This window comes from Bergeriella denitrificans NBRC 102155 (genome assembly GCF_001592185.1).
Taxonomy (GTDB): domain Bacteria; phylum Pseudomonadota; class Gammaproteobacteria; order Burkholderiales; family Neisseriaceae; genus Neisseria; species Neisseria denitrificans.
The window spans coordinates 1-12406 of sequence record NZ_BCWL01000041.1 but is presented as its reverse complement, the minus strand read 5'-3'; the positions used below and the strand labels follow the sequence as shown (position 1 = coordinate 12406).

Here is a 12406-nt window from a genome sequence, read left to right as displayed (position 1 = left end):
GTTTTAGAGGCCAATAGCTCAATTGGTAGAGTATCGGTCTCCAAAACCGAGGGTTGGGGGTTCGAGACCCTCTTGGCCTGCCAAATAAAAAATTAACCGGCCTTGTGCCGGTTAATTTTTTTGTATTTGTTGTTTGGATTAATTTATTTTGGCCGCCTGCCTTTATCTGCGGATAAGGGCGCGGCAAGCGAGAGTACGATGACAGAGCGCATCTCTGAAGACAAGGCGGAAAAGCAAGGCCAGCTTGTGCCGAGCGGCGGAGGTTCTACCCCGCCCCAGCGTGAAGGGTTGTTTGCTTACTTCCGTAATTCTTGGACTGAGTTTAAAAAGGTCGTTTGGCCTACGCGCGAAGATGCCGTTAAGATGACTGTTTTTGTGGTGATTTTCGTGACGATATTGTCTGCCTTTATTTATGGTGTGGACAGTGTGATTTCATGGTTATTTTTTGACGTATTGTTGAAGAGGGGATAAAAATGTCAAAACGTTGGTATGTTGTACAGGCTTATTCCGGCTTTGAAAAAAATGTTCAGAAAACATTAAAAGAGCGTATCGCCCGCGAGGAAATGGAAGCGTATTTCGGCCAAATCCTGGTACCGGTCGAGGAAGTGGTGGATATCAAAAACGGCCGCAAAACCATCAGCGAGCGTAAGTTTTATCCGGGATATGTGTTGGTCGAAATGGAAATGACCGACGACTCTTGGCATTTGGTGAAGAGTACGCCCCGCGTATCAGGCTTTATCGGCGGTACGGCCAACCGCCCGCTGCCGATTTCCCAGCGCGAAGCGGATGCGATTCTGCGTCAGATGAGCAGCGGTCTGGAAAAACCGAAGCCGAAAGTGGAATTCGAAGTCGGTCAGCAGGTTCGTGTGAACGAAGGTCCGTTTGCCGATTTCAACGGTGTGGTGGACGAAGTCAACTACGAGCGCAACAAGCTGCGCGTTTCCGTGCAGATTTTCGGTCGGGAAACGCCGGTTGAGCTGGAATTCGGCCAGGTCGAAAAAATTTAAGCACATTAATGGCTTGAAGTGCTTGAAAAAAAAATCTAGCGCTTTTATAATGCCAAGTTCTGTTTGGGGAGCGGGATAGTCCCGCGTTATACCCGTTTATTTAGGAGTCCTTCAGTGGCAAAGAAAATTATCGGCTATATCAAGCTGCAAATTCCTGCAGGTAAAGCCAATCCGTCTCCTCCGGTTGGTCCCGCTCTGGGTCAACGCGGTTTGAACATCATGGAATTCTGTAAAGCATTTAATGCTGCAACCCAAGGCATGGAGCCGGGCTTGCCGATTCCTGTGGTGATTACTGCATTCGCAGACAAATCATTCACTTTTGTGATGAAAACCCCTCCGGCTTCCATCTTGCTGAAAAAAGCCGCCGGTTTGCAAAAAGGCAGCTCTAATCCGTTGACCAACAAAGTGGGTAAACTGACCCGCGCTCAACTGGAAGAGATTGCAACAACTAAAGAGCCTGATTTGACAGGCGCAGACTTGGATGCGCGCGTGCGCACCATCGCGGGTTCCGCCCGTTCGATGGGCTTGGATGTGGAGGGTGTATAATGGCTAAAGTATCTAAACGCTTGAAAGCTTTGCGCTCTTCTGTTGAAGCCAACAAACTGTACGCCATCGATGAAGCCATCGCTTTGGTAAAAAAAGCGGCAACTGCCAAATTTGACGAGTCAGTTGACGTTTCTTTCAATCTGGGCGTAGATCCCCGTAAATCCGACCAAGTTATCCGCGGTTCTGTGGTGCTGCCTAAAGGTACCGGTAAAACAACCCGCGTAGCTGTATTCGCACAAGGCGCGAATGCCGATGCGGCTAAAGAAGCCGGTGCGGATGTAGTCGGCTTTGAAGATTTGGCTGCCGAAATCAAAGGCGGCAACCTGAACTTCGACGTTGTGATTGCTTCTCCTGATGCAATGCGTATCGTGGGTCAGCTGGGTACCATTTTGGGCCCGCGCGGTTTGATGCCGAACCCTAAAGTCGGTACTGTAACGCCGAATGTTGCCGAAGCCGTTAAAAACGCTAAAGCCGGTCAAGTACAATACCGTACCGACAAAGCCGGTATCATTCACGCTACCATTGGCCGCGCTTCTTTCGCAGAAGCCGATTTGAAGGCAAACTTCGATGCTTTGCTGGATGCGGTTGTGAAAGCCAAGCCTGCTGCTGCCAAAGGCCAATACTTGCGTAAAGTTGCGGTTTCCAGCACCATGGGTCTGGGCGTACGCGTTGACACTTCAAGCGTAAGCAACTGATAGAATTTTCAGACGGCCTGATGAAGGTCGGGCCGTCTGAAATTGGGCTACTTAAGAATGTTAAGTAGATGTCCAAGACCGTAGGGATCGCAAGATTTAATCGTAACTGCCCTACGCAGACGGTAGTCCTGAAACAAATTACATTTTTGTAAGATGTCTTTTTAGGTTACCGCGCTGGTGGAATATACCGTTCGGTGTATTCTGTTGATAAACAGTGGGAGGTAGACCTTGAGTCTCAATATTGAAACCAAGAAAGTAGCCGTCGAAGAGATTAGCGCAGCGATTGCCAACGCGCAAACTCTGGTGGTTGCCGAATATCGCGGTATCAGTGTTGCCAGCATGACCGAGCTGCGTGCGAATGCACGTAAAGAAGGCGTATATCTGCGCGTTCTGAAAAACACTCTGGCTCGTCGCGCAGTAGAAGGTACTTCATTCGCAGGCTTGGCAGACCACATGGTGGGTCCGCTGGTTTACGCTGCTTCTGAAGATGCTGTTGCTGCTGCAAAAGTGCTGCATCAATTCGCGAAAAAAGATGACAAAATCGTTCTGAAAGCCGGTTCTTACAACGGTGAAGTGATGAATGCCGCTCAAGTAGGCGAGCTGGCTTCCATCCCGAGCCGCGAAGAGCTGTTGTCCAAACTGCTGTTCGTTATGCAGGCGCCTGTTTCAGGCTTCGCACGCGGTCTGGCTGCTTTGGCAGAGAAAAAAGCCGGCGAAGAAGCCGCTTAATCCCCGATTTTGTCGTTTGAACATTATTTTTTAATACAATATTTGGAGTTTAAATAGCATGGCTATTACTAAAGAAGACATCTTGAGCGCAGTTGAGCAACTGACTGTAATGGAACTGAACGAGCTGGTTAAAGCTTTTGAAGAAAAATTCGGCGTTTCTGCTGCTGCCGTTGCTGTTGCCGGTCCTGCCGGTGCCGGTGCTGCCGCTGCTGAAGAAAAAACTGAATTCGACGTTGTTCTGGCTTCTGCCGGTGAGCAAAAAGTAGGCGTGATCAAAGTGGTTCGTGCAATCACCGGTCTGGGCCTGAAAGAAGCTAAAGACATCGTTGACGGCGCGCCTAAGACTCTGAAAGAAGGCGTGTCTAAAGCTGAAGCTGAAGACATCCAAAAACAACTGGAAGAAGCCGGCGCTAAAGTCGAAATCAAATAATCATTTGATTCTTCCTGTAGAGGCTGACAGTTTTCTGTCAGCCTTATTTTGCTTTATTCCTAAGCTGTTCGCTGTTATTTGCATTTATTTACATGTTTAGCTTTGATAATGTGTAAATAAATGCAAATAATCCGTATTGTTGTCGTTTTCAGACGGCATCTTTCATTCAAAATCGCCCTTCGGAGTGTATATGAGCTATTCGTTTACCGAGAAAAAACGTATCCGTAAGAGCTTTGCCAAGCGGGAAAACGTACTGGACGTTCCGTTTTTGCTGGCAACTCAAATTGATTCCTACTCGAAGTTTCTGCAACTGGAAAATGCGTTCGACCAACGCACGGACGACGGCCTGCAAGCCGCCTTCAATTCCATCTTCCCGATTGTCAGCCACAACGGCTATGCCCAATTGGAATTCGTACACTACACTTTGGGCGAGCCGCTTTTCGACATCCCCGAGTGTCAACTGCGCGGCATTACTTACGCCGCGCCGCTGCGTGCGCGTATTCGTCTGAAAATCTTCGACAAAGAGGCTTCCAAGCCCAATGTGGTCAAAGAAATCCGCGAAAACGAAGTGTATATGGGCGAAATTCCGCTGATGACACCGAGCGGTTCGTTCGTCATCAACGGTACCGAGCGTGTGATTGTGTCCCAGCTGCACCGTTCTCCGGGCGTGTTCTTCGAGCACGATAAGGGTAAAACCCATTCTTCCGGCAAGCTGCTGTTCTCCGCACGCATCATTCCTTACCGCGGCTCTTGGCTGGATTTCGAGTTTGATCCGAAAGACCTGTTGTACTTCCGTATCGACCGCCGCCGTAAAATGCCGGTCACCATCCTGCTGCGTGCCTTGGGTTACAACAACGAGCAGATTCTCGATACCTTCTACGACAAAGAGACGTTCTACTTGTCGAAAGATGGTGTGCAAACCGATTTGGTGGCGAGCCGTCTGAAAGGTGAAACGGCCAAAACCGACATCGTCGATAAAGACGGCAATGTCTTGGTGGCCAAAGGCAAACGCATTACCGCGAAAAATGTGCGCGACATCACCAATGCCGGTCTGACCCGTTTGGATGTTGAAGCCGACAGCCTGCTGGGTAAAGTATTGGCGGCAGACTTGGTTGTGCCGGATACCGGCGAAGTATTGGCCGTTGCCAACGACGAGATTACCGAAGAGCTGCTGGCCAAGCTGGATATTCACGGCGTTGCCCAAATCACCACGCTGTACATCAACGAGCTGGATCAGGGCGGCTATATCTCCAATACGCTGCGTACCGATGAAACTGCCGACCAGCAAGCGGCGCGTATCGCCATTTACCGCATGATGCGCCCGGGCGAGCCGCCTACGGAAGAAGCCGTAGAGCTGCTGTTCAACCGCCTGTTCTTTAGTGAAGACAGCTACGATCTGTCGCGCGTAGGCCGTATGAAATTCAACACCCGCACTTACGAGCAGAAGCTGAGTGAAGCGCAGCAAGGCTCTTGGTACGGTCGTTTGCTGAACGAAACCTTTGCCGGCGCGGCCGACAAGGGCGGCTATGTATTGAGCATCGAAGACATCGTGGCTTCGATTGCCACTTTGGTCGAACTGCGTAACGGCCACGGCGAAGTGGACGACATCGACCACTTGGGTAACCGCCGCGTGCGCTCCGTTGGTGAATTGACCGAAAACCAATTCCGCAGCGGCTTGTCGCGTGTCGAGCGTGCCGTTAAAGAGCGCTTGAACCAAGCCGAATCCGAAAACCTGATGCCGCATGATTTGATTAATGCGAAACCGGTTTCCGCTGCGATTAAAGAATTCTTCGGCTCCAGCCAGCTGAGCCAATTTATGGACCAAACCAACCCGCTGTCGGAAGTGACTCACAAGCGCCGCGTATCGGCCTTGGGCCCGGGCGGTTTGACCCGCGAACGCGCAGGCTTCGAGGTGCGCGACGTACACCCGACCCACTACGGCCGCGTATGTCCGATTGAAACACCTGAAGGTCCGAACATCGGTTTGATTAACTCATTGTCCGTTTATGCGCGTACCAATGATTACGGCTTCTTGGAAACACCGTACCGCCGCGTGGTGGACGGCCAAGTAACCGACCAGATTGATTATCTGTCCGCTATCGAAGAAGGCCGTTACGTCATCGCCCAGGCCAATGCCGAATTGGATGCCGAAGGCCGCTTGACCGGCGAACTGGTAACCTGTCGCGAAAAAGGCGAAACCATTATGGCCACGCCCGACCGCGTTCAATACATGGACGTAGCCACCGGCCAAGTGGTATCCGTCGCGGCGTCCCTGATTCCGTTCCTGGAACACGATGACGCCAACCGCGCATTGATGGGTGCCAACATGCAACGTCAGGCCGTGCCGTGCCTGCGTGCCGAAAAACCGATGGTCGGCACCGGTATCGAACGCTCCGTAGCCGTTGACTCTGCCACCGCGATTGTGGCCCGTCGCGGCGGCGTGGTGGAATATGTCGATGCCAACCGTGTGGTGGTTCGCGTACACGATGATGAAGCGACTGCCGGCGAAGTGGGTGTGGATATCTACAACCTGGTGAAATTTACCCGCTCCAACCAATCGACCAACATCAACCAACGTCCGGCCGTTAAAGCCGGTGACGTATTGCAACGCGGCGACTTGATTGCCGACGGCGCGTCAACCGATTTGGGTGAACTGGCACTGGGTCAAAACATGACCATCGCCTTCATGCCGTGGAACGGTTACAACTACGAAGACTCGATTCTGATTTCGGAAAAAGTGGCTGCGGACGACCGCTATACTTCTATTCACATCGAAGAATTGAACGTAGTTGCCCGCGATACCAAGTTGGGCGCGGAAGACATTACCCGCGATATTCCGAACCTGTCCGAGCGTATGCAAAACCGTCTGGACGAGTCCGGCATCGTGTACATCGGTGCGGAAGTGGAAGCCGGCGACGTATTGGTCGGCAAAGTAACGCCTAAAGGCGAAACCCAGCTGACACCGGAAGAAAAACTGCTGCGCGCCATCTTCGGCGAAAAAGCCTCCGACGTGAAAGACACCTCGCTGCGTATGCCGACCGGCATGAGCGGTACCGTCATCGACGTACAAGTGTTTACCCGCGAAGGCATCCAACGCGACAAACGCGCGCAGTCGATTATCGACTCCGAGCTGAAACGCTACCGCCAAGACCTGAGCGACCAGTTGCGTATTTTCGACAACGACGCCTTCGACCGTATCGAGCGCATGATTGTCGGCGCTATTGCCAACGGCGGCCCGATGAAGCTGGCCAAAGGCAGCAAAATCACAGCCGAATACCTGCATTCGACCGCCAGCAAGCACGATTGGTTCGACATCCGCCTGGCCGATGAAGATCTGGCCAAACAGCTGGAGCTGATTAAATTGAGCCTGCAGCAAAAACGCGAAGAAGCGGACGAGTTGTATGAAATCAAGAAGAAAAAGCTGACCCAGGGCGACGAGCTGCAGCCGGGCGTACAAAAAATGGTGAAAGTATTCATCGCCATCAAACGCCGCCTGCAAGCCGGTGACAAAATGGCCGGCCGCCACGGTAACAAAGGTGTGGTATCGCGCATCCTGCCGGTGGAAGACATGCCGTACATGGCCGACGGTCGTCCGGTGGACATCGTATTGAACCCGTTGGGCGTACCGTCGCGTATGAACATCGGTCAGATTCTCGAAGTGCACCTGGGCTGGGCGGCAAAAGGTATCGGCGAACGCATCGACCGCATGCTGAAAGAGCAGCGAAAAGTCGGCGAAATCCGCGCTTTCCTGGACAAACTCTACAACAACAGCGGTAAGCAGGAAGACCTGAACAGCCTGAGCGACGACGAAATCATCGAGTTGGCTTCCAACCTGCGTAAGGGCGCGTCTTTCGCTTCTCCGGTATTCGACGGCGCGAAAGAGTCGGAAATCCGCGATATGCTGAATCTGGCTTACCCGAGCGACGATCCGGAAGTGGAAAAACTGGGCTTCAACGACAGCAAAACCCAAATCACCCTGTACGACGGCCGCTCAGGCGAAGCTTTCGACCGCAAAGTCACCGTCGGCGTGATGCACTACCTGAAGCTGCACCACTTGGTAGACGAGAAAATGCACGCCCGCTCGACCGGTCCGTACTCTCTGGTAACGCAGCAACCGTTGGGCGGTAAAGCCCAGTTCGGCGGCCAGCGCTTCGGTGAGATGGAGGTTTGGGCGCTGGAAGCCTACGGCGCCGCCTACACGCTGCAAGAGATGCTGACCGTGAAGTCGGACGACGTCAACGGCCGTACCAAAATGTACGAAAACATCGTCAAAGGCGAGCACAAAATCGATGCCGGCATGCCGGAGTCTTTCAACGTGTTGGTGAAAGAAATCCGTTCGCTGGGCTTGGATATCGACTTGGAACGCTACTAAGCTTTCTTTCGCCGGTTTTCAGACGGCAGGCTGCGGCCCAGGCCGTCTGAAAACAGCGAAACGAAAGCCGGCAGGGCGCGGAACAATAAAACGATAAGGATTTCTGACCCGCCGCGGCGGCAAAAGCCGTCTGAAAAAGCGCATCCGCTTTGATTATCCCAAGATAAATATTTCCTTTAAGGAGCAAACATGAATTTGGCAAATTTGTTCAATCCGCTGCAAACCGCCAGCATGGAAGAAGAGTTTGACGCCATCAAAATCGGCATTGCCTCTCCTGAGACCATCCGCTCATGGTCTTACGGCGAAGTGAAAAAGCCCGAAACCATCAACTACCGCACCTTCAAGCCGGAGCGTGACGGCTTGTTCTGCGCCAAAATTTTCGGCCCGGTAAAAGACTACGAATGTTTGTGCGGCAAATATAAACGCCTGAAATTCAAAGGCGTGACCTGTGAAAAATGCGGCGTGGAAGTGACTTTGTCCAAAGTGCGCCGCGAGCGCATGGGCCACATCGAGCTGGCCGCGCCGGTTGCACATATCTGGTTTTTGAAATCCCTGCCGTCCCGCCTGGGTATGGTATTGGACATGACCCTGCGCGACATCGAGCGCGTGCTGTACTTCGAAGCATTCGTTGTGACCGACCCGGGCATGACCCCGCTGCAACGCCGCCAGCTGCTGACCGAAGACGACTACTACAACAAACTTGACGAATACGGCGACGATTTCGACGCCAAAATGGGTGCCGAAGGCATCCGCGAGCTGCTGCGTACTTTGGACGTGGCCGGCGAAATCGACATCCTACGTCAAGAATTGGAATCCACCGGTTCGGATACCAAAATCAAAAAAATCGCCAAGCGCTTGAAAGTATTGGAAGCCTTCCACCGTTCTGGCATGAAGCTGGAATGGATGATTATGGACGTATTGCCGGTGCTGCCGCCGGATTTGCGCCCGCTGGTACCGCTGGACGGCGGCCGCTTCGCGACTTCCGACCTGAACGACCTGTACCGCCGCGTCATCAACCGTAACAACCGTTTGAAACGCCTGCTGGAACTGAGCGCGCCCGACATCATCGTGCGCAATGAAAAACGCATGCTGCAAGAAGCCGTTGATTCGCTGCTGGACAACGGCCGCCGCGGTAAAGCCATGACCGGCGCGAATAAACGTCCGCTGAAATCATTGGCCGATATGATTAAAGGTAAAGGCGGCCGCTTCCGTCAAAACCTGTTGGGTAAGCGCGTGGACTACTCCGGCCGTTCCGTGATTACCGTAGGCCCTTACCTGCGTCTGCACCAATGCGGTCTGCCGAAAAAAATGGCCTTGGAGCTTTTCAAACCGTTTATTTTCCACAAGTTGGAAAAACAAGGCCTGGCTTCTACCGTTAAAGCCGCGAAAAAACTGGTGGAGCAAGAAGTACCGGAAGTATGGGACATCTTGGAAGAAGTCATCCGCGAACATCCGATTATGCTCAACCGTGCGCCGACCCTGCACCGTTTGGGTATCCAAGCGTTTGAGCCGATTCTGATTGAAGGCAAAGCGATTCAGCTGCATCCGTTGGTGTGTGCCGCATTCAACGCCGACTTCGACGGTGACCAAATGGCCGTTCACGTACCGCTGAGCCTGGAAGCGCAGATGGAAGCGCGCACTTTGATGTTGGCTTCCAACAACGTCTTGTCTCCGGCCAACGGCGAACCGATTATCGTACCTTCGCAAGATATCGTATTGGGTCTGTACTACATGACCCGCGACCGCATCAACGCCAAAGGCGAAGGCAGCCTGTTTGCCGACGTGAAAGAAGTACACCGTGCCTACCACACCAAACAAGTGGAGCTGGGTACGAAAATTACCGTGCGTCTGCGCGAGTGGGAAAAGAACGAAGCGGGCGAACTCGAGCCGGTGACCAAGCGTTACGAAACCACTGTCGGCCGCGCCCTGCTGAGCGAAATCCTGCCGAAAGGCCTGCCGTTTGAATACATCAACAAGGCCTTGAAGAAAAAAGAAATTTCCAAGTTGATTAACGCTTCGTTCCGCTTGTGCGGTCTGCGCGATACCGTTATTTTTGCTGACCACTTGATGTACACCGGTTTCGGTTTCGCAGCCAAAGGCGGTATCTCGATTGCCGTGGACGACATGGAAATTCCGAAAGAGAAAGCCGCCTTGCTGGCCGAAGCCAACGCCGAAGTGAAGGAAATCGAAGACCAATACCGCCAAGGTTTGGTGACCAACGGCGAACGCTACAACAAAGTCGTGGATATCTGGGGCCGCGCCGGCGATAAAATCGCCAAAGCGATGATGGACAACCTGTCGAAACAAAAAGTCATCGACCGCGAAGGCAACGAAGTCGATCAAGAGTCGTTCAACTCCATCTACATGATGGCCGACTCCGGTGCCCGTGGTTCGGCAGCGCAGATCAAACAGCTTTCCGGTATGCGCGGCTTGATGGCGAAACCGGACGGTTCGATTATCGAAACCCCGATTACCTCCAACTTCCGTGAAGGCCTGACCGTATTGCAATACTTTATTGCGACCCACGGTGCGCGTAAAGGTCTGGCGGATACTGCGTTGAAAACAGCAAACTCCGGTTATCTGACCCGCCGTTTGGTGGACGTAACCCAAGACTTGGTCGTAGTAGAGGACGATTGCGGCACTTCAGACGGCTTTGTCATGAAAGCAGTCGTACAAGGCGGCGACGTGATTGAAGCATTGCGTGACCGTATCTTGGGCCGTGTCACCGCAGCCGACGTCGTTGACCCGTCCAGCGGCGGCACACTGGTGGAAGCCGGTACGCTGCTGACTGAGCAACTGGTTGACCTGATTGACCAATCCGGTGTCGACGAAGTAAAAGTCCGCACCCCGATTACCTGTAAAACCCGCCACGGCTTGTGTGCCCACTGTTACGGACGCGACTTGGCGCGCGGCAAACTGGTCAATGCCGGTGAAGCAGTCGGCGTGATTGCCGCCCAGTCTATCGGTGAACCGGGTACCCAGCTGACCATGCGTACCTTCCACATCGGTGGTGCGGCCTCCCGTGCAGCAGCAGCCAGCCAAGTAGAAGCCAAATCCAACGGTACGGCGCGCTTCAGCAGCCAAATGCGCTATGTCGCCAACAACAAAGGCGAATTAGTGGTGATTGGCCGCTCTTGCGAAGTCGTCATTCACGACGACATCGGCCGCGAGCGCGAACGCCACAAAGTACCTTACGGCGCGATTTTGCTGGTACAAGACGGCGCAGCCATCAAAGCCGGCCAAACATTGGCAACCTGGGATCCGCACACCCGTCCGATGATTACCGAGCATGCCGGTTTGGTGAAATTCGAAAACGTGGAAGAGGGTGTTACCGTAGCCAAGCAAACCGACGACGTTACCGGCTTGTCCACATTGGTGGTCATCGACGGCAAACGCCGCTCGGCCTCAGCCTCCAAACTGCTGCGTCCGACCGTGAAGCTGCTGGATGAAAACGGCCTGGAAATCTGCATTCCCGGCACCTCGACACCGGTATCTATGGCCTTCCCCGTAGGCGCCGTAATTACCGTACGCGAAGGACAAGAAATCGGCAAAGGCGACGTATTGGCGCGTATTCCGCAAGCATCGTCCAAAACACGCGACATTACCGGCGGTCTGCCGCGCGTGGCTGAATTGTTTGAAGCCCGTATCCCGAAAGACGCCGGCATGCTGGCCGAAATCACCGGTACCGTATCCTTCGGCAAAGAAACCAAAGGCAAGCAGCGCCTGATTATCACCGATGTGGACGGCGTAGCATACGAGACCCTGATTTCCAAAGAGAAACAGATTCTGGTACACGACGGCCAAGTCGTAAACCGCGGCGAAACCATCGTGGACGGTGCCGTCGATCCGCACGACATCCTCCGTCTACAAGGTATCGAAGCCTTGGCACGCTATATCGTCCAAGAAGTGCAAGAAGTTTACCGCCTGCAAGGTGTGAAGATTTCCGACAAGCACATCGAAGTCATCATCCGCCAAATGCTGCGCCGCGTAAACATTGCCGACTCCGGCGATACCCCGTTCATCACCGGCGAACAGGTCGAGCGCGGTGATGTGATGGTAGAAAACGAAAAAGCCATTGCCGAAGGCAAAGAACCTGCCCGTTTCGAAAACGTCTTGTTGGGTATCACCAAAGCATCACTTTCGACCGACAGCTTCATCTCAGCCGCATCGTTCCAAGAAACCACCCGCGTGCTGACCGAAGCCGCGATTATGGGCAAACAGGACGAATTGCGCGGCCTGAAAGAAAACGTCATCGTCGGCCGCCTGATTCCCGCCGGTACCGGCCTGACCTACCACCGCAGCCGCCGCCAGCAATGGCAGCCGGTTGAGGCCGAAGCCACCGAGCAGACTGAAGAATCAGCAGAGTAATCTGCCAGGCAAAACCGCCGCATTCTGAAAAGAATGCGGCGGTTTTTTATTTGAGGCCGTCTGAATATTCAGACGGCTTTGCTTGATACAGTGCCGCCCCTGCCAAAGCCAACATCGCAAAAGGCCGTCTGAAATTCAGACGGCCTTTTGAATAAAGCGGTATCAAATCATTCCGATACTGTGTTGATGGCGCAGGAGCATAGGGCGGATTATTGATATATAGTCGGAGAGTAAATTCTGATACAAAGCGGCGAGCCGC

At 53.3% G+C, this 12406-nt stretch carries 8 protein-coding genes and 1 tRNA gene; all 9 read left to right on the top strand.

Going from position 1 to position 12406, the window contains the following annotated elements; genetic code table 11:
- Window positions 1-7: 7 nt before the first annotated feature.
- The 9 genes from BDE01S_RS04080 to rpoC all read left to right on the top strand — a co-directional run bounded on the left by BDE01S_RS04080 (window position 8) and on the right by rpoC (window position 12147).
- Window positions 8-83 (top strand) — tRNA-Trp (locus BDE01S_RS04080).
- 115 nt (window positions 84-198) lie between these two features.
- Window positions 199-471, top strand: coding sequence for a preprotein translocase subunit SecE (gene secE / locus BDE01S_RS04075; protein WP_066077715.1), 273 nt, complete (start codon window positions 199-201; stop codon window positions 469-471).
- A 2-nt stretch (window positions 472-473) separates the two neighbouring features.
- Window positions 474-1007: a transcription termination/antitermination protein NusG gene (gene nusG, locus BDE01S_RS04070; RefSeq protein WP_066077712.1), complete on the top strand. Its 534-nt coding sequence runs from the start codon at window positions 474-476 to the stop codon at window positions 1005-1007.
- Window positions 1008-1121: 114 nt separating this feature from the next.
- Window positions 1122-1553: a 50S ribosomal protein L11 gene (gene rplK / locus BDE01S_RS04065; RefSeq protein ID WP_066077709.1), complete on the top strand. Its 432-nt coding sequence runs from the start codon at window positions 1122-1124 to the stop codon at window positions 1551-1553.
- Window positions 1553-2248: a 50S ribosomal protein L1 gene (gene rplA / locus BDE01S_RS04060; RefSeq protein WP_066077707.1), complete on the top strand. Its 696-nt coding sequence runs from the start codon at window positions 1553-1555 to the stop codon at window positions 2246-2248. Before rplK ends, rplA begins: the two co-directional genes overlap by 1 nt.
- Before the next feature lie 228 nt (window positions 2249-2476).
- Window positions 2477-2977 (top strand): 50S ribosomal protein L10, encoded by a 501-nt coding sequence (gene rplJ / locus BDE01S_RS04055; RefSeq protein ID WP_066077705.1) that lies wholly within the window; start codon window positions 2477-2479, stop codon window positions 2975-2977.
- Window positions 2978-3035: 58 nt separating this feature from the next.
- Window positions 3036-3407, top strand: a complete 372-nt coding sequence (rplL, locus tag BDE01S_RS04050; RefSeq protein WP_066077703.1) for a 50S ribosomal protein L7/L12 — start codon at window positions 3036-3038, stop codon at window positions 3405-3407.
- Between the two features lie 190 nt (window positions 3408-3597).
- Window positions 3598-7779, top strand: coding sequence for a DNA-directed RNA polymerase subunit beta (gene rpoB, locus BDE01S_RS04045; RefSeq protein WP_066077701.1), 4182 nt, complete (start codon window positions 3598-3600; stop codon window positions 7777-7779).
- A 189-nt stretch (window positions 7780-7968) separates the two neighbouring features.
- Complete coding sequence (gene rpoC / locus BDE01S_RS04040; RefSeq protein WP_066077698.1) at window positions 7969-12147, top strand: DNA-directed RNA polymerase subunit beta'; 4179 nt, start codon at window positions 7969-7971, stop codon at window positions 12145-12147.
- Window positions 12148-12406: the final 259 nt, after the last annotated feature.

Bases quoted from the DNA above. Each gene is read 5' to 3' on its own strand.
- secE (WP_066077715.1), top strand. From the start codon at position 199: ATGACAGAGCGCATCTCTGAAGACAAGGCGGAAAAGCAAGGCCAGCTT.
- nusG (WP_066077712.1), top strand. From the start codon at position 474: ATGTCAAAACGTTGGTATGTTGTACAGGCTTATTCCGGCTTTGAAAAA.
- rplA (WP_066077707.1), top strand. From the start codon at position 1,553: ATGGCTAAAGTATCTAAACGCTTGAAAGCTTTGCGCTCTTCTGTTGAA.
- rplL (WP_066077703.1), top strand. From the start codon at position 3,036: ATGGCTATTACTAAAGAAGACATCTTGAGCGCAGTTGAGCAACTGACT.
- rpoB (WP_066077701.1), top strand. From the start codon at position 3,598: ATGAGCTATTCGTTTACCGAGAAAAAACGTATCCGTAAGAGCTTTGCC.
- rpoC (WP_066077698.1), top strand. From the start codon at position 7,969: ATGAATTTGGCAAATTTGTTCAATCCGCTGCAAACCGCCAGCATGGAA.